The sequence below is a fragment of the Pseudomonas sp. LB3P31 genome (assembly GCF_054897945.1).
Window position 1 is genome coordinate 5,624,281 of the sequence record NZ_CM142710.1, and the last position, 15,634, is coordinate 5,639,914.

Consider the following 15,634-nt stretch of genomic DNA (forward strand, 5'->3'; position numbering starts at 1 on the left):
CAGTTATTGGCAATCAGGGTGCTATGAAATCACGAATCACCTTAGTCGTGGGCCCCGGCGCTTCTTCCATCAACCAGTGCCCAGCGCCAGGAATTACCGCCTCGGTGACGTGTTCTGCGGCATTGCGCATCACGATCGCCTCATTGTTGCCGAAGGACTTTTCCCCGCCAATGGCCAACACCGGCATCGTCAGTTTTTTCGCCATCGACGCCTCGTTGTCAACGGCATCCTGGCGAATCGCGCGAAATTGTGCGAAGGCCGCGTGCATCGCGCCAGGGCGGGCGTAGAGCTTGGCGTAATGCTGGCGGGTTTCTTCATCCACTTTGCTCGGATCGCCGGCAAATTCGTTCCAGAACCGGTCCAGGTAAATACGTTCGCGTCCGGCCACCAGGCGTTCCGCATCCGGCCCGCCGAAGTCGAAATGCCACAGCATTGGCGAGCGCACGATGTCGTTCCAGGGTGGAATGCCGGGCACCGGTGCGTCCATCACCACCAGTTTATCGGTCCGTTCCGGATAGCGCGTGGCGTAGGCAAAGGCGACCATGGTGCCGATGTCGTGGCCGATGACCACCGAGTGATCGATGTCCAGCGCCGCCAGCACCCCACGAATGTCTGCAGCCTGGGTCTTTTTGTCGTAACCGCCCTCCGGAATCGAGGACAGGCCCATGCCGCGCAGGTCCGGCACGACCACGGTGTGATCCTTGGCGAGGTCCGTGGCTAGCGGCGCCCACATGTCACCGGTATCGCCGAAGCCATGCAGCAGCACCACCGCCGGCCCCTTGCCGCCGACGCGCACGTGCATCTTGACGCCCTCGACGGCAATGTCCCGGGTCTGGAAACCGGCAGGAAAGGCAGGCACCTGCGCCTGGGCCGTGAGGCTCAGCGCCGACAACGTAACAGCGGTCAACAGAATGCGGAGCATAGGGGGAAATTCCAGGGAGGGCGGAAGTCTTGAGCTTAGACGCGCCGCCGAGGCTGGCACCGGTTACCGGGAAAACTTTTTCGCCCCGGCCACACACAGGATCACCGCGACGGTTACCGCGAGCATGGCCAGGCTGACTTGCTCATGCAGCAGCGTGGCCGCCAACGCCAGGCCGAAAAACGGCTGCAGCAACTGCAACTGGCCGACCGCTGCGATGCCGCCCTGAGCCAGCCCGCGATACCAGAACACGAAGCCCACCAGCATGCTGAAGATCGACACGTAGCCCAGGCACACCCACGCCGAGGGCGTGATGCCCGAGAAGGTCGGCGGCGCCAGCCACCAGGCCAGCGGCGCCATCACCGGCAACGACAGCACCAGTGCCCAGCAGATCACTTGCCAGCCACCGAGTGTCCTGGACAGTTTTGCGCCTTCGGCATACCCAAGGCCACAGGCGAGGATCGCCGCCAACATCAGCAAATCGCCGATGGGCGAGGCGCTCACGTCTTGGGCCAGGGCGAAGCCGACCACCAGCGAGCTGCCCAGAATCGAGAACAACCAGAAAACCGGGCGCGGGCGTTCACCGCCGCGCAACACGCCGAACACCGCCGTGGCCAGCGGCAGCAGGCCGACGAAAACAATCGAGTGGGCGGACGTCACGTACTGCAATGCCAGCGCCGTCAGTAACGGGAATCCCAAAACCACGCCCAGCGCAACGATTGCCAGGGGCAGCAGTTGCTGCCGGGCAGGGCGCTGTTCCCGGAACAGCCACAGCATGCACAGCGCCAGGACTCCGGCGATGCTGGCGCGGGCCACCGTCAGGAACACAGGATCGAACTGCAACACCGCCAGCCGGGTGGCAGGCAGTGAGCCGCTGAAGATCAACACGCCGATGAAACCGTTGAGCCAGCCGCTGGAGGTCTTTTCCAGGCCGGGGTTTTGCAGGTTCGATGCACGTTCCATTTCGTCACACTCACATTTGCAGAATTGCATCCTAGGGTCGAGAATCAAGAACAATCAAAAAATTGTCATGGATACATCTCGCATGCCGCGCTCGCGTTACAAATCTCTGGTCGATACCTTCGCCGCCGATATCCGTGCCGGTCGCCTGCTGCCGGGCACTCGCTTGCCGACTCACCGCCAACTGGCGACGAGCGAAGGCTTGGCATTGGTGACCGCGAGCCGGGTCTACGGCGAGCTCGAAGCCATGGGTCTGGTCAGTGGCGAGACCGGGCGCGGCACCTTTGTCAGGGAAACATCGCTGCCACCGAATCTGGGCATCGATCAGCAGGACGTCGCGGCCGGCATGATCGATCTCAACTTCAACTATCCGTCGTTGCCGGGGCAGGGCGAGATGCTGCGCAGTGCGTTGCGCCAGTTGGCCGCTGGGGGGGATCTGGAGGCACTGCTGCGTTACCAGCCGCATGCGGGGCGCCTGCACGAGCGTGCTTCGGTGGCGCGTCATTTGGGCGAGCGCGGGTTGAACGTCGACGCGGATCAGGTGCTGATGGTCAGCGGTGCCCAGCATGGCCTCGCGGTGACGATGATGGCTTTGCTCAAGCCGGGTGACGTGATCGCCGCAGACGCCTTGACCTATTCGGGCTTCAAGGTGCTGGCCGAAGCGTTGCACCTGGAAATCGCGCCAATCCCCTGCGGTGCAGATGGGCCGGATCTTGAGGCACTGGAAAAGCTCTGCCGCAGCCGGCGGGTGAGGGCGGTGTACAGCATGCCGACGCTGCACAATCCGCTAGGCTGGGTGATGCCTGCCGGGCAGCGTGAGCAGTTGGTGGGGGTTGCGCGCAAGCATGGACTGCTGATTATCGAGGACGCGGCCTACGCGTTCCTCGCCGAAAACCCGCCGCCACCGCTGTTCACCTTGGCGCCGGAGCGGACTGTGTACGTGTCCGGTTTATCCAAGAGCATCGCCACCGGGCTGCGTGTGGGTTTCGTCGCGGCGCCCCTCGACAGGGTGGCGGCCATTGAGCGAGCGATCAGGTCTACCACCTGGAACACCCCGGGCGTAATGACCGCGATCGCCTGCGCATGGCTGGACGATGGCACGGTGATGCAGCTGGAAGCCGAGAAGCGGGCGGACGCGCAGGCCAGACAGATTGTCGCGCTGCGCGCTTTGGATGGGTTGCGCTGCGTGAGCCATCCGTCATCGTATTTTCTGTGGCTGCCGTTGGCCGAAGATGCCCGGGCGGACCAGATCACCAAGGCGTTGATGGAGGAGAATATCGCTGTATCGACGGCGGAGCCGTTTGCTACATCGGTGCATGTGCCCCATGCGATTCGGTTGGCGTTGGGGTCGGTGGATATCGAAACGCTTGAGGTGGCGTTGGTGCGAGTTAAGTGGATGGTGGGGTTGTATTCGTAGGTGGTTCAAGACCAAAAGATCGCAGCCCTGTAGGAGCTGCCGCAGGCTGCGATCTTTTGATTTTTAATCCGCAGCCTCAACCCGATCCAACACCCGATTCACGACCAACTCCCCCAGCATGATGACCTGCGCAATCCCCAACAGCGCATTACGCGATTGGCCCTCCAAGTGATCCACCAGATCAGTGGCCATGACATTGGCCGACGCCAGCGACTCGCATGCATAGGCCAGCAGGGTTTCGGTATCGAGGTCGGGGTTGACGGTGAAGAGGGTGCAGAGTTTGTGTGGCGTGGCTTTTATGTCGGCCGTAGTAGGTACGCGATCGTTGGCATCAGGGGGATTAACGAAATCGCGATCTTCGGATGGTGCTGCCGGATCAGCGATTGGCGGATTTGGCGTAACTTTGAACATGGGCACTTCCCTTAGTGGGCCGCTACCATCTCGCGACTAAACGAAAGGGAGGCGGCTATGCGCAAGTTAGTCGACCGGTAAAGTACCCAAACCCGGCGCGCCCGAAGACGCCATGCGCACAGCCACCATCAAGTGCAGGCAGATACCTGACTGGATGACAGGGGTGCAACCGTAGGGAACTATCCGGGCGACTAAACCCGATCACTGCGAATCAGTGACCCGACTGAAGTTACCGACCGACCCCAGGCCGCACAAGCCGGCGGATTCTGGCGTACTTGTAGGCAACGGCGCAATGCACTGTAGCTTTCAGGAAGTAATCTGCAGGGCAATTAAACAAGCCGTTACTGGCTTCCAGATTCACGACAGATCAAATCGACCATTTATCCGCTAACACCCAGTAAACACTACTCGCCAATACTCTAAACCAACTACCCAGCGGCTGGCCAAGACCCGAAATTTCCCGGTCACCCAGCAACGCTAGCCTAAACAATTCCTACACCAGTCTCGGAAACATCCCACTCCCGCGCCCATCGCACATTCCCTGTAGGAGTGAGCCTGCTCGCGATGAGGCCGGCACATCCAATATTTGTGTCAGCTGACCCACCGCAATCGCGAGCAGGCTCACTCCTACATTGGACCAGAGTTGTCCGCACAAGGGTCAAGCCCATCGTCTACCCCCTGGGGTTACTCACTCAGCGTGATAGGAATTTTTTTGCCGATCCGCATACTTGCCTGGCCTCAGGCAAAAGTCATCCGTTTCCTGGCCGGGACGTACTTCACCTCAAAGGTCTGACAATGAAGCTTGAACTCATACAGCTGGCGGGTCGCGATGGCGATGTCGCCCACAACCTGCAGCGCACCCTGGACGCGATTGCCGCCTGTGCGCCCGACAGCGATATCGTGATCTTTCCCGAGTCGCAGATCACCGGCTTTCTCGATCGCGACAACATTGCCGCACTGGCCGAGCCGCTGACCGGGCCGAGCGTCCAGGCGGTCTGCCAGGCTGCCCGCGAGCAGGATATCGCGGTGGTCGTGGGGCTGATCGAGCGCGATGGCGAGCAGTTCTACAACACCCTGTTGTTCATCACCCCGCAAGGCATCGCGTTGCGGTATCGCAAGACGCACCTGTGGGTGTCAGAGCCGGGCCTGGTGCTGCCGGGTGACCGCTACGCCACGGTGCAATGGCGCGGCGTGCGCGTGGGGCTGCTGATCTGCTACGACATCGAGTTCCCGGAAAGCGCCCGGGCCCTGGCTGAACTGGGCGCGCAGCTGATCCTGATCAGCGACGGCAACATGCATCCGTACGGTCCGGTGCATCACACTGCGGTGGCAGCCAGGGCTCAGGAAAACCAGGTGTTTGCGGTCATGGTCAACCGGGTGGGTGAGGGCGATGGCGAAACCTATGCCGGTGGCAGCACCGTGGTCGACCCCTTCGGCCAGCGCCTGCTGGAAGCCGGCGCGCAGGAATGCCGCCAGGTGGTGGAGCTGGACATGGCGCGAATTGCTGCGGCCCGCGCGCTGTACGACTACCACACGGAAAAGCGTTTTGGCCTGCCAGGCGAGCTGCTCGAACACCCGGACGGTCGTCGCGAATGGTTGATCCCCTAGACAGCGGATTCGAAGCTCAACGATAAAAACAATGACAGCTGCTGATGTGTTTTTTCGAGGACAGATCAGCCAGGAGCACCTCATGAATTTCAAGCGATTGCTGCACGTTGGCCTGGTTCTGCTCTGCGGTTCGAACCTGGGTACGAGCTGGGCCGATGCCCCGAGCGTGAATCTCTACAACTGGTACGACTTCATCGCTCCCGACGCGCCCAAGGAATTCCAGAAGGACAGCGGCATCTCCATGGTGCTCGATACCTTTGACAGCTCCGAAGTCATGCAGAGCAAGCTGATGGTCGGGCGGACCGGCTACGACGTGGTGGTGGTCACGGCGGACGTATTGCCCAATCTGATCAAGGCCGGGGTGCTGCAGGAGCTGGACACCAGCCAGTTGAGCAACCGCGCCAATCTGGACCCCGAAATCCTCGCCAAGGTGGCGATCAACGACCCGGGCAATCGGTACGCGATCCCGTACCTGTGGGGCACCACCGGCATCGGCTATGACGTGGAACAGATCAAAAAAGTGCTGGGCGCGGACGCCCCGGTGGATTCCTGGGACCTGATCTTCAAGGAAGAAAACATCGCCAAGCTGGCCCAGTGCGGCGTGGCGATGCTCGACTCCCCGGGCGAGATCATCCCCATCGCCTTGCACTACCTGGGCTTGCCGCCTGACAGCCAGAACCCGGAAGACTATCGCAAGGCCGAGGCGCTGTTGCTGAAGATCCGCCCGTACATCACCTACTTCGACTCTTCAAAGTTCATCACCGACCTGGCCAACGGCAATATCTGCGCGGTGGTCGCCTGGTCTGGCGGGGTGCATGACGCCCAGGTGGCGGTGGCAAAGGCGGGCAACGGGCGCCAGTTGGTCTATCGCATTCCCAAAGAGGGTTCGTCGGTGTGGGTGGAGAACCTGGTGCTGCTCAAGGATGCGCCTCACTTGCCCCAGGGTATGCGTTTCATCAACTACATGCTGCGTCCCGAGGTGATTGCCAAAAGCTCGAACTACCTGGGCTACCCCAACGCCAACAAGAGCGCGACGCCGCTGGTCGATGAGGTGCTGCGCAACAACCCTGGCGCCTATCCGTCGGCCGCGACCCTGGCCACGTTGTTCCCCGGACAACCGCTGCCACTGAAGACCGAGCGCATCCGCACCCGGGTCTGGACCAAGGTCAAAAGTGGAACCTGATGGCTGCAGTTCAACCGCGAAACCGCAGGATCTGCGCGCCATCGAACGGGTCGACCAGGTAATGCGCCTGCACGCCGAAGGTGTCCTGCAGGCGCTTGGGAGTGAGCACCTCCAGCGGCTCGCCCAGCGCTACCAGCCGACCCCGTTCCAACACGACGAGGCGATCGCAGGTGAGGGCCTGGTTGAGGTCGTGCAGGGCAATCACCGTCGTCACCGGCAGCGCTTGCACCACCTGCAAGATAGACAGCTGATGCTGAATGTCGAGGTGATTGGTGGGCTCATCCAGCAGCAGGATTTGCGGTCGCTGGGCGAGCGCCCGGGCGATGTGCACGCGCTGGCGCTCACCCCCGGAGAGGCCGCGCCAGGTGCGGGTTTTCAAGTGCGCCGCGTCGACGTCCACCAGCGCCTGCCGGACGATCTGCGCGTCCTCCCGCGACCACGGGCGCAACGCTGACAGCCAGGGCGTGCGGCCCAATGAAACAGCGTCCAGCACGCTGATCGCGTCGTCGGTATCGGCCTGCTGTTCGACCACCGCCAGGGTTTGCGCGATCGTTCGGCGCGGCAGCTCCTTGAGGCGCGCCTCACCCAGCAACACCTCGCCCCTGGAAGGCTCGCGCACCCCGGCAAGCAACTTCAGCAAAGTGGATTTGCCAGACCCGTTCGGCCCGACGATGCCCAGGGTTTCCCCGCGGTGAATCTGCAAATCGACCTCATGCAGCAGCTGCGCCTCGCGCACGTTGAAGCCCAGCCCAGCACAGCTCAGTACAACCTCGTCAGGCGTCATCGCGCATTCCTCCGCCCGACCAGGATCAACGCAAACACCGGCGCGCCCACCAATGCGGTGATCACCCCGACCGGAATCACCTGGCCCTTGATCAACGTGCGCGACAACACATCAGCCGCAATCAGGAACAGCGCGCCACCCAGTGCACTGGCAGGCAGCAGTCGCGCATGGCGGGTGCCGAGCAACAGGCGCACGGCATGGGGAATCACCAGCCCGACAAAGCCGATGGAGCCGACGATCGACACCATCACCGCGGTCACCAGCGCTGCGCAGCCCACCAGCACTATCTGGACCCGCCGCACCGGAATGCCGAGGGACGCCGCAGAGTCGACCCCGAAGGTGAAAGCGTCCAGCGCCCGCCGGTGCCACAGGCACACCGCGAGGCCGAACAGGGCCACGGGCACCGACAACCACACTGACGGCCAGCGCACCCCGCTGAGGTTGCCCAGCAACCAGAACAGGATGCCGCGCGCCTGTTCGGAACTGGCGGATTTAGTGATCAGAAATGCCGTAAGCGCGTTGAACAGCTGCGAGCCGGCAATGCCCGCCAGAATGATCTGCCCGGTGCCACTGGACGAACCGCTGACCCGCGCCAGCAGAATCACCAGGACAAAGGCCGCGACGGCTCCGGCAAAGGCCCCGACGGACAATGAAATCGCCCCGGCGCCCACACCCAGCAGCGCCACCAGCACCGCACCCGTGGATGCCCCGGCAGAAATGCCCAGCAAGTAGGGGTCTGCCAATGGATTGCGCAGCAGCGACTGCAGGATCACCCCGCAGGTTGCCAGCCCCGCACCACACGCCGCGGCCACCAGCGCCCGGGTCAGACGGTAGTTCCAGACGATGCCCTCGTCGATCGGGTCGAGCACATGACCGGCCGCCCACAATTTGTTGGCCAATACCTTGAACACCACGCCCGGCTCGATCGGCGTTTCACCAATGGCCACGCCGGCGACCACTGCCAAGAGCAAGGTCATGAAGGCCAACAGCGTGCGAATCAGCGACCTGGTCATTTTGGCAGGTCGTAGCCATTGATCGCGGTGGCCAGGGTTTCCAGGCCATCGAACATCCGCAGGCTGGCCTGCATCGCCATCGCGTCGAGGATGATGATGCGGTTGTTTTTCACCGCGTCCATGTTGCGGGTCACCGGATCGCTGCGCAGGAACGCCAGTTTCTTTTCATGATCGTCGGCGGGAAACCGGCGACGGTCCATGCGGGCAATCACCAGGAATGTCGGGTTGGCCTTGGCGATGGTTTCCCAGCCCACCGTTGGCCATTCTTCATCGGACTGCACCACGTTGCGCACGCCCAGGGTGTTGAGCATGAAGTCGGGAATGCCCTTGTGGCCGGCGACGTAGGGGTCGATATCGAGGCTGGCGCTGGAGAACCAGAACAGCGCGCTGGTGTGCTTGAGGTCCTTGTACTGGACCAAGGCAATCGACTTCGCCAGGCTCGCCTTCAGCTCGGCCGTCAACTGCTGGCCACGCTCCTGCACATCGAAGATTTCTGCCAGCTGGTGGACGCTCTTGTACAGGCTGTCGATGCGGAACGCTTCCAGGCGGGTGCCGTCGGCCCCGACCAGATTGTCCTTGGCTTCGCAGTCGGAAGGCATCAGATAGGTCGGAATATTCAGCTCATCAAACTGCTCGCGGGTGCCGACCGCACCTTGCGGGCCGACCATCCACTCCAGCTCGACGGCCACCAGCTCAGGGCGCTTGCCAATGACCGCTTCAAAACTCGGCTCGTTGTCGGCCAGGCGTTCGATCCGGTCGTTCTCGCTCTGGTAGCGGCCCAGCACATCGTTGAACCATAGCGAAGTTCCCACCAGCCGGTCGCTCAGGCCCATGGCGTAGAGCATTTCCGTGCCGGCCTGGCCGATGGTCACGGCCCGGGCAGGGGCATGCTGGAAGGTCAGCGTGCTGCCGCAGTTTTCTACCGTCAGGGGATATGGGGTCGGTGTCGCCTGGGCGAGGGCGCACAGGCCGAGGCCAGTGATGAGGGCAGCGAAGCGAGGCAGCAGCATGAGGCGATCTCCAGAAACAACCGTACACGTAGCAGGGTCTGGAAACACATCATCGAACGCTGCCGCCGGGGCAGTGCAAGGCCTGTCACCAAGGTGACGCGCGCGGCAAGGATGTCCTCCCCGGACACCCCGCCGGTTAGTAATTTGCTTGGCCGGCAGGTCTCCTGACTGGCGCGTCATCACCTGGCTCCGGCCTTCCCGGGAAAAATCCCAGTGGCAGTCGTGGAGCAGGCTCAGCACCTACAGTTGCGGGGGCAGTTCCGTTTGATGCTGCGAGAGCATCACGGATTCCCTATTAATCCCATGTGGAAACCGGCGGCGGCATGGTAGTCGATCAGGTGGTACTTGGGGAATCTGTGTGATCGCGCCCCCACTCAAAATCGCCGGCAGCGGCGACCGCAACGTGTCCCGTCCCCCCGTAGGAGCTGACGAGTGCAACGAGGCTGCGATCTTTTGATCTTGCCTCTAAGCTAATCACACTGAACGCGATCCCCAAAAACAGCCCATCCCAGGAGCCCCCATGTTCAGCCACATCATCATCGGCGCCCGCGATCTCGTCGCCATGACCACCTTCTACGACGCAGTCCTGCAACCCCTGGGCCTGGAGCGCATGCCCGACGAAAACGACGGCGGCCCGCCCGGTTCGGGCTGGCAGTATCCGGGCAAGAGCTGGCCACAGTTTTTCATCCAGCTGCCCTACAACGGGTTACCTGCCAACTGGGGCAATGGCACCCAGGTCAGCTTTGCCTGTCGCTCGCGCGATCAGGTGCAGGCCGCCTGGTCTGCGGCGATTGCCGGGGGAGCGACAGATGAGGGCGCCCCCGGGATACGCGCGCATTACTCGCCGGATTATTTCGGCGCGTACTGCCGGGATCCGGAGGGCAATAAGTTGTGCTTTGTGCATGCGGATGGGTTGGAGTGACAACCAATCGCGAGCAGGCTCACTCCTACAGGGGATCGTTGGTGTGCCCGATACCTGTGCCTGGCCCAAATCCCTGTAGGAGTGAGCCTGCTCGCGATAGCTACATCAGCCGTGATCAATCATCCAGCTGAATCGCCTCCACATCCCCCAGCGAGCTGTAATGCTTGCGCAACTTCCTAAGCTCCCGAGTGCCCATCTTGTCCAGCGACAAGGTCGCATTCTGCGCTTCCTTGGTGGCGCGGATCAGCTCATCGATCTTCAGATGCAAAATGTCGTTGTCGCGGTTCTGGGTGTTCTGGATCAGGAACACCATTAAGAAGGTCACGATTGGGAAGTCAGGCGTAGACCGCGGGTATTCCTCTAAATTCTTTTTATTTATGCGCCTTTCAGACCGCTTGTTCAGTCATCCGGGCGCATTGCGTCGCTCATCATTTTGTTGGAACTCCTGTTAATGCACCTCCGTCATCTGAACTGAGGGGGGCTGCGAATACGTCGTGGCGAACCCGATAACGCACTTTTTGAAAGGCGAGGGACGTCATGAATATTCCAGACAGCAGGACTGAAGGTCAGAACGATCATCAGGGCTCCGGCAAACCGGAGGCCGATTTTCAACATTTGAAGGAGGGCGTCACCGAGGCGATCGGCGACGCCAGACAGCAAGCGGATGCGCAGTTCGGGCAGTACCGTGATACCGCAGCCGACCAGATCGAAGCGTTGGCCAAAGGGGCCAAATCCTTTGTCTCGGAAATCGAGGACAAGGACACCCTGGGTATGTCCGACTACCTGGCCGACATGGCGGAATCCATGACCGGGCTGGCCGGCAATCTGCGCGGCAAAAGCGCCGAGCAGTTGCTGCATGACGCCGCCGACCTGGCGCGCAACAATCCCGCGCTTTTCCTCGCCGGCAGCGTCGCGCTGGGCTTCGGCCTGTCGCGATTCCTCAAGGCGGGCACCACGGCCGCCTACACTGCCAGCCCGGATAAAAACCCCGCAGGCGGCAGCTCCATGCCCCCATCCGGTGGTTTCGGTGCCCATCGGCCCTACGAAACCTCAGTGGCCTCAAATGCCGGGCTGGACACCGGCATCACGCCGTCCGCTCCCGGCGAGCAGGACCACCCAACGGACTTCGCGACCCCAGCGACTCCAGGTTCGAATGACTTCAAGGGAGCATTGTGATGAACAGAGAAGACCCAGATCTGCCGGGCACCAGACCGCTGCCCGTGGTTGAAACCGACGCTTCGGTGGTCGGCCTGTTGCGCCAGCTGTCCCGTGAAGTGCCAGCGCTGTTCACCAAGGAACTGGCGCTGGCCAAGGCCGAGTTGCAGGCCAGCGTCACCACCCTCAAGGCCGGGATTGCCGGGGTGGCCGGCGGTGCAATTGTGCTGCTGGCGGGCTTCATTATCCTGCTGCTGTCAGCGGTTTACGCGCTGGCGATGGTGATGGCGCCCTGGCTCGCGGCGCTGATTGTCGGGGTGGTGGTGATGATCATCGGATTCGCCATGCTGCAATCCGGCAAAAAACAATTCGATCCATCCCACTTAAAGCCTGATCGCACCCTGGACGCCTTGAACAAGGACCAGGAAGCGCTGCGGAGGAAAGTCTCATGAAAAGCGAATTCGAACTGGAATCGGAAAAAAGCCCGGAAGCCATCGAGCGTGAAATAGACGCCCAGCGCGCCAGCATCGGCAACATCGTCGATGCCCTGGAAAGCAAGTTCACTCCGGGGCAGATGTTCGACCAGGCCTGGGGCGTGATGCAGGGCAACGGCACTGCATTTCTCTCCAACCTGGGCACTAGCGTGCGCAACAATCCGGTGCCTGCGGTGCTGACGTCAGTCGGTTTGCTGTGGCTGATGATGAGCCAGAATCGTCCTCCCAGCCCGAGTGTCGGCTATCGGACCGGGCCGGATCAGAACAAGGTGGGTGAATGGGTCGATGGCGTGTCGGATGGCATCGACAGCGCTCGGGACCGCATGCACCACACCGCAGATTCGGTAAAAGAGGGCTATCAGTCGGTCAAGGGCAAGGCCGCCCACCTGACTGACAGCTTGGGCAACGCCACCGACAATGTCAGCCATGCCATGCATGACGCCAGTGATCGGCTGGTGCACAGCGCACAGGCGGCGGGTGATCAGTTCAGTCGTTTGCTCAAGGAACAGCCACTGATGGTGGCTGCTGCGGGTATCGCGTTGGGTGCGCTTCTGGGCGCCGCGATTCCCTCGACCGCGACAGAGCAACGCTATCTAGGCAAGACCAGTGCGGGGCTGACGGACAAGGTCAAGCAAACCGCCCGGGAAGGGTTTGAAGCGGTGCGCGATACCGTGACCAAAACCACCGATCACGCGGATGCGCCAACGGCTGGCCAGGCGGAGATGAACAGCACGCCGAATGGGCAACAACGTACGGCGTCCGAGGGGCCGGCGGACTTGTCGCGGGGCATGGGTACTTCCTGACAGCGGAGATGAAAAAGGGAGGCCTGCTATGGGCCTCCCTTTTTTTGCGTCTCGCGAGTGGTCAATTGCCATCGGCCACTTTGCGTTCGATCTCGGCGGTTTTCTTCTGCAGCTCTTCGGCATCCTGCTCTCTGGTGCGGGTTGAAGTGGGTGTGATCACTTCGTCAACACCACGGGTATCGTCGTCCCCGTCCTCAATGTCCCTGCGCACCACATCCACCGGCTTGCCCGAGGTATCTGTGGGCGGGGCGTTGGGTGTCACTCGGGCTTCACCATCTTTCAAACGGTCGTTACTGCTCATGTCGCAATTCCTCCATTGGCTTTCAAATTGGATGCAGCAGTGCAGGTGGAGTTCGAGATTTTTCACCGTCGGTCATCAAGCGATCGTTTCCGTCCAGTCCAGCTTGGCCGACTCGCGCCAACGCACTTCGGCCACTCCGAATTTTTCCGCCTGGGGCCTTGAGACCACCTTGAGCGGCGGCCTCCCGGGCTTGGGGATGGGCGCGATGCCGGCATCGCAACTCGCCCAGTGCCAGGCATCGCGGTTGTTCATCACTTTTGCCCGGATGATGAAAGACCTCCGCTCTCCGTGGAGCAGGTATTCAATGATGTAGAGACCGGTGCTGTTCATGAGGACCCTCCTTATGCTCATAGACAAAGGAGTGGCGGTGTCAGAAAAAATTCAAACGAATTTACCAGCGACCTTAAGCTGTTATTTTCAGGAAATAAAATGCACTTTTTGCAGGTCTGGAGGACGCAGCCGGCAGGCTTAGCTGCAGATGAGTTTTACCGCCTTGGCGGCGCGTTCCAGCTCCTGTTTGACGTCGACCGGGATGCGCTGCCTGCGCATGCGTTGTTCGAGGAAAGCCTGGTTCCCCCGGCCATCGACCTCGGCATCAATCGCCGCGTCCTCCGCGCCGATTGCCGAGGCGTGGGACTCCATGACCGAATCAATCTCGACATCACTCTTTGCAGCGTCCAGGGCGACGACGAGTTTGGCCACGTCGTCTTCCTCGGCCTTGGCATATGCATCCACGGACAGTCCCGCCGCCAATGCCCGCGCCCGCACTTCGATACCTTTCAACGTTTGCCTGGCTTCACCGCAGCGTAATTCCTGGGTGTGATTCTGCACATCGCGCCACTGCAACAGGGAATAGGTCAGCGTGCCGACCATCGCCAGGGTGATTGCACTTATCAGGATCGGCTTCATGGCAACACTCTCGACTGGGTGGCTGACCTGGCATCAGCTCGAACGACGCCTGGAAAGCGTAGCATTGGAATACGCCTGCAGAAAGAGCAGTTGTTTGTGCTGGTGTAGGCATTGCGCTTTGCCAGCGCACCCCATAACGTGTTGATTTTTGGCACACAGCAGGTCGAGCATTGATCGAACGACGCCAGTTCAGCGCAGGTGTGAAGGGCAAGAACCTTCGTTATCTGAATGACAACCCCAGCGCCGCGCCGCAAGTGGTGCGCACTGGCTTTGTGCTGCTCGAGAATTTCTCGCTACCGGCCTTCACTCAGGTGCTGGATACGCTTATCACTGCCAATCTGCTGCGCCCCGGTGTATTTACCACCCGTACGTTTGGCTTGAGTGAAAGCGAGGTGGTCAGTGATCTGGGGCTGGTTATTCGCCCGGATTCCCGTATCGACTGTGCTGCGCTCAAGGCGCTGGACCTGCTGGTGGTGTGTGGCGGTTATCGCACCGAACTCAAGGCCAATGAAGCATTCATTACACTGCTGAAGTCCGCCGCAGAACAGGGTGTGATGCTCGCAGGATTGTGGAACGGTGCCTGGTTTCTCGGCAAGGCGGGCCTGCTCGACGGCTACCGTTGCGCCATCCATCCGGAACACCGTCCGGCGCTGGCGGAGATTGCCCGGGCGACCCAGGTCAGTAGCGAACCCTACGTCATCGATCGCGACCGACTCACCGCGTCCAGCCCTTCAGGGGCGTTTCATATGGCCCTGGACTGGATCAAGGGGTTGTACGACAAAGCCCTGGTCGAAGGCGTCGAGGACATCCTGGCGTTCGAGGAGTCGCGTTACCGGCGGATCAAGCCGACGGAAAATATCTGCGTCAGCGCGCCCTTGCGCGAAGTGGTCAAACTCATGGATACCAATCTCGAAGAGCCGCTGGAGCTGGAGCAACTGGCGGTGTACGCCGGTCGGTCACGGCGCCAGCTTGAGCGCCTGTTCAAGGAGCAACTGGGCACCACGCCGCAACGTTATTACCTGGAGCTGCGCATCACCGAGGCGCGGCGGCTGCTGCAGCACACCGAGTTGTCCCAGGTGGAGGTGCTGGTGGCCTGCGGGTTTGTGTCGCCGAGTCATTTCAGCAAGTGCTACAGCGCCTATTTTGGCTACCGGCCTTCAAAGGAAAAGCGTCTGGTCAAGTGACTGATCACCCGGGGTTGGTAATCCGCGCGGTCCTGATGAACAGTGCGCGCAATTTCTCCCAGAAGTTGCCGCCCAACACGAAAAAGCTGGCAATCAGCATGGCATCACCCAGCGCCTGCAGCTGCCACAGATTGGGGCGCAGGCCGGGCCAGATGCTGTCGACGTAGGGTTCCAGAAAGGCCGAAATCAACGGCAGGCAAAACATCACGATGCCGATGCGATGGCGCCAGGTGCCGACTTCGGTGTCCATACTCGGTGTCAGTGAAGTCACGTAGCCGAACAGACTGCGCTTGAGCTGCTGAAACCCCGACTTGCCCATGATTGCAATGACCAGAAGCAGCAGCACTTTGTTGCTGATAAACAACACCCCAGTCAGCGCCGCGATCCTCGAGCCGGGGACCCCGGCTGCGGCAAGAATCGGCACCAGCAGCCAGGAACCCGCCATCACGCAGATGATCGCGATGCCCAGTTTAAATCGCCAGCCGGCCGAATGGGGCGCCGCTGTGGGAGGAACGGAGTCCATGGTTTTCACCTCTTTTTGGCGGATTCGGATCACATGCG

General features: G+C 61.4%; 18 protein-coding genes, 1 pseudogene and 1 riboswitch. Of the genes and pseudogenes, 8 read left to right on the forward strand and 11 right to left on the reverse strand.

Annotation, left to right across the window (positions count from 1 at the left end; all coding sequences use genetic code 11):
• Positions 1 to 13: 13 nt before the first annotated feature.
• Both ACYZTK_RS25585 and ACYZTK_RS25590 read right to left on the reverse strand, forming a co-directional pair.
• The gene (locus ACYZTK_RS25585; RefSeq protein WP_462012369.1) at positions 14 to 922 is read right to left on the reverse strand and encodes an alpha/beta fold hydrolase; all 909 of its coding nucleotides are present in this window, start codon (positions 920 to 922) and stop codon (positions 14 to 16) included.
• A gap of 63 nt (positions 923 to 985) precedes the next feature.
• A complete protein-coding gene (locus ACYZTK_RS25590) occupies positions 986 to 1,882 on the reverse strand; it encodes a DMT family transporter (protein ID WP_462012370.1) in 897 nt (298 codons plus the stop codon).
• An 82-nt stretch (positions 1,883 to 1,964) separates the two neighbouring features.
• Between ACYZTK_RS25590 and ACYZTK_RS25595 the strand changes: the two genes are divergently transcribed.
• Positions 1,965 to 3,296, forward strand: coding sequence for an aminotransferase-like domain-containing protein (locus ACYZTK_RS25595; protein ID WP_462012371.1), 1,332 nt, complete (start codon positions 1,965 to 1,967; stop codon positions 3,294 to 3,296).
• A 63-nt stretch (positions 3,297 to 3,359) separates the two neighbouring features.
• Here ACYZTK_RS25595 and ACYZTK_RS25600 read toward each other — a convergent pair whose 3' ends face one another.
• Positions 3,360 to 3,707, reverse strand: a complete 348-nt coding sequence (locus ACYZTK_RS25600) for a DUF6124 family protein (protein WP_462012372.1) — start codon at positions 3,705 to 3,707, stop codon at positions 3,360 to 3,362.
• Positions 3,708 to 4,502: 795 nt separating this feature from the next.
• On the opposite strand from ACYZTK_RS25600, the gene ACYZTK_RS25605 reads away from it, so the two are divergent.
• Positions 4,503 to 5,315, forward strand: a complete 813-nt coding sequence (locus ACYZTK_RS25605; protein ID WP_462012373.1) for a carbon-nitrogen hydrolase family protein — start codon at positions 4,503 to 4,505, stop codon at positions 5,313 to 5,315.
• Between the two features lie 82 nt (positions 5,316 to 5,397).
• Complete coding sequence (locus tag ACYZTK_RS25610; protein WP_462012374.1) at positions 5,398 to 6,498, forward strand: polyamine ABC transporter substrate-binding protein; 1,101 nt, start codon at positions 5,398 to 5,400, stop codon at positions 6,496 to 6,498.
• Between the two features lie 10 nt (positions 6,499 to 6,508).
• Here ACYZTK_RS25610 and ACYZTK_RS25615 read toward each other — a convergent pair whose 3' ends face one another.
• Genes ACYZTK_RS25615 through ACYZTK_RS25625 form a run of 3 tightly spaced genes read right to left on the reverse strand, consistent with a single transcriptional unit; the run spans position 6,509 to position 9,305 of the window.
• Positions 6,509 to 7,282 carry an ABC transporter ATP-binding protein gene (locus ACYZTK_RS25615; RefSeq protein ID WP_462012375.1) on the reverse strand — a complete coding sequence of 258 codons (774 nt, stop codon included), beginning with the start codon at positions 7,280 to 7,282 and terminating at the stop codon, positions 6,509 to 6,511.
• Positions 7,279 to 8,295 (reverse strand): FecCD family ABC transporter permease, encoded by a 1,017-nt coding sequence (locus ACYZTK_RS25620; protein WP_462012376.1) that lies wholly within the window; start codon positions 8,293 to 8,295, stop codon positions 7,279 to 7,281. Before ACYZTK_RS25620 ends, ACYZTK_RS25615 begins: the two co-directional genes overlap by 4 nt.
• Positions 8,292 to 9,305 (reverse strand): ABC transporter substrate-binding protein, encoded by a 1,014-nt coding sequence (locus ACYZTK_RS25625; RefSeq protein WP_462012377.1) that lies wholly within the window; start codon positions 9,303 to 9,305, stop codon positions 8,292 to 8,294. Before ACYZTK_RS25625 ends, ACYZTK_RS25620 begins: the two co-directional genes overlap by 4 nt.
• A gap of 137 nt (positions 9,306 to 9,442) precedes the next feature.
• A riboswitch (cobalamin riboswitch) is annotated at positions 9,443 to 9,637 on the reverse strand.
• A gap of 188 nt (positions 9,638 to 9,825) precedes the next feature.
• Here ACYZTK_RS25625 and ACYZTK_RS25630 point away from each other — a divergent pair.
• On the forward strand, positions 9,826 to 10,227 hold the full coding sequence (locus ACYZTK_RS25630) for a VOC family protein (RefSeq protein ID WP_462012378.1): 402 nt from the start codon (positions 9,826 to 9,828) through the stop codon (positions 10,225 to 10,227).
• 115 nt (positions 10,228 to 10,342) lie between these two features.
• Here ACYZTK_RS25630 and ACYZTK_RS25635 read toward each other — a convergent pair.
• Positions 10,343 to 10,555: pseudogene (locus tag ACYZTK_RS25635) on the reverse strand (low affinity iron permease family protein); the annotation flags it as partial.
• 209 nt (positions 10,556 to 10,764) lie between these two features.
• On the opposite strand from ACYZTK_RS25635, the gene ACYZTK_RS25640 reads away from it, so the two are divergent.
• Genes ACYZTK_RS25640 through ACYZTK_RS25650 form a run of 3 tightly spaced genes read left to right on the forward strand, consistent with a single transcriptional unit; the run spans position 10,765 to position 12,679 of the window.
• Complete coding sequence (locus ACYZTK_RS25640) at positions 10,765 to 11,403, forward strand: hypothetical protein (RefSeq protein WP_462012379.1); 639 nt, start codon at positions 10,765 to 10,767, stop codon at positions 11,401 to 11,403.
• A complete protein-coding gene (locus ACYZTK_RS25645; protein ID WP_462012380.1) occupies positions 11,403 to 11,834 on the forward strand; it encodes a phage holin family protein in 432 nt (143 codons plus the stop codon). The genes ACYZTK_RS25640 and ACYZTK_RS25645 overlap by 1 nt, the downstream gene beginning before the upstream one ends.
• Positions 11,831 to 12,679: a DUF3618 domain-containing protein gene (locus ACYZTK_RS25650; RefSeq protein WP_462012381.1), complete on the forward strand. Its 849-nt coding sequence runs from the start codon at positions 11,831 to 11,833 to the stop codon at positions 12,677 to 12,679. Before ACYZTK_RS25645 ends, ACYZTK_RS25650 begins: the two co-directional genes overlap by 4 nt.
• 61 nt (positions 12,680 to 12,740) lie before the next feature.
• Here the strand turns inward: ACYZTK_RS25650 and ACYZTK_RS25655 are convergent, their stop codons facing one another.
• From ACYZTK_RS25655 to ACYZTK_RS25665, 3 genes are all read right to left on the reverse strand, one after another.
• Entirely contained in the window at positions 12,741 to 12,980 is a 240-nt protein-coding gene (locus ACYZTK_RS25655; RefSeq protein WP_462012382.1) for a hypothetical protein, read from the reverse strand.
• A gap of 75 nt (positions 12,981 to 13,055) precedes the next feature.
• Positions 13,056 to 13,310, reverse strand: coding sequence for a DUF6555 family protein (locus tag ACYZTK_RS25660; protein WP_462012383.1), 255 nt, complete (start codon positions 13,308 to 13,310; stop codon positions 13,056 to 13,058).
• 138 nt (positions 13,311 to 13,448) lie between these two features.
• Complete coding sequence (locus ACYZTK_RS25665) at positions 13,449 to 13,889, reverse strand: hypothetical protein (protein ID WP_462012384.1); 441 nt, start codon at positions 13,887 to 13,889, stop codon at positions 13,449 to 13,451.
• Positions 13,890 to 14,059: 170 nt separating this feature from the next.
• Between ACYZTK_RS25665 and ACYZTK_RS25670 the strand changes: the two genes are divergently transcribed.
• Positions 14,060 to 15,073: a GlxA family transcriptional regulator gene (locus ACYZTK_RS25670; RefSeq protein ID WP_462012385.1), complete on the forward strand. Its 1,014-nt coding sequence runs from the start codon at positions 14,060 to 14,062 to the stop codon at positions 15,071 to 15,073.
• A gap of 4 nt (positions 15,074 to 15,077) precedes the next feature.
• Here ACYZTK_RS25670 and ACYZTK_RS25675 read toward each other — a convergent pair whose 3' ends face one another.
• A complete protein-coding gene (locus ACYZTK_RS25675) occupies positions 15,078 to 15,596 on the reverse strand; it encodes a transporter suffix domain-containing protein (protein ID WP_462012386.1) in 519 nt (172 codons plus the stop codon).
• Between the last annotated feature and the right edge of the window lie 38 nt (positions 15,597 to 15,634).

Bases quoted from the DNA above. Each gene is read 5' to 3' on its own strand.
- ACYZTK_RS25585 (WP_462012369.1), bottom strand. From the start codon at position 922: ATGCTCCGCATTCTGTTGACCGCTGTTACGTTGTCGGCGCTGAGCCTC.
- ACYZTK_RS25590 (WP_462012370.1), bottom strand. From the start codon at position 1,882: ATGGAACGTGCATCGAACCTGCAAAACCCCGGCCTGGAAAAGACCTCC.
- ACYZTK_RS25595 (WP_462012371.1), top strand. From the start codon at position 1,965: ATGCCGCGCTCGCGTTACAAATCTCTGGTCGATACCTTCGCCGCCGAT.
- ACYZTK_RS25600 (WP_462012372.1), bottom strand. From the start codon at position 3,707: ATGTTCAAAGTTACGCCAAATCCGCCAATCGCTGATCCGGCAGCACCA.
- ACYZTK_RS25605 (WP_462012373.1), top strand. From the start codon at position 4,503: ATGAAGCTTGAACTCATACAGCTGGCGGGTCGCGATGGCGATGTCGCC.
- ACYZTK_RS25610 (WP_462012374.1), top strand. From the start codon at position 5,398: ATGAATTTCAAGCGATTGCTGCACGTTGGCCTGGTTCTGCTCTGCGGT.
- ACYZTK_RS25615 (WP_462012375.1), bottom strand. From the start codon at position 7,282: ATGACGCCTGACGAGGTTGTACTGAGCTGTGCTGGGCTGGGCTTCAAC.
- ACYZTK_RS25620 (WP_462012376.1), bottom strand. From the start codon at position 8,295: ATGACCAGGTCGCTGATTCGCACGCTGTTGGCCTTCATGACCTTGCTC.
- ACYZTK_RS25625 (WP_462012377.1), bottom strand. From the start codon at position 9,305: ATGCTGCTGCCTCGCTTCGCTGCCCTCATCACTGGCCTCGGCCTGTGC.
- ACYZTK_RS25630 (WP_462012378.1), top strand. From the start codon at position 9,826: ATGTTCAGCCACATCATCATCGGCGCCCGCGATCTCGTCGCCATGACC.
- ACYZTK_RS25640 (WP_462012379.1), top strand. From the start codon at position 10,765: ATGAATATTCCAGACAGCAGGACTGAAGGTCAGAACGATCATCAGGGC.
- ACYZTK_RS25645 (WP_462012380.1), top strand. From the start codon at position 11,403: ATGAACAGAGAAGACCCAGATCTGCCGGGCACCAGACCGCTGCCCGTG.
- ACYZTK_RS25650 (WP_462012381.1), top strand. From the start codon at position 11,831: ATGAAAAGCGAATTCGAACTGGAATCGGAAAAAAGCCCGGAAGCCATC.
- ACYZTK_RS25655 (WP_462012382.1), bottom strand. From the start codon at position 12,980: ATGAGCAGTAACGACCGTTTGAAAGATGGTGAAGCCCGAGTGACACCC.
- ACYZTK_RS25660 (WP_462012383.1), bottom strand. From the start codon at position 13,310: ATGAACAGCACCGGTCTCTACATCATTGAATACCTGCTCCACGGAGAG.
- ACYZTK_RS25665 (WP_462012384.1), bottom strand. From the start codon at position 13,889: ATGAAGCCGATCCTGATAAGTGCAATCACCCTGGCGATGGTCGGCACG.
- ACYZTK_RS25675 (WP_462012386.1), bottom strand. From the start codon at position 15,596: ATGGACTCCGTTCCTCCCACAGCGGCGCCCCATTCGGCCGGCTGGCGA.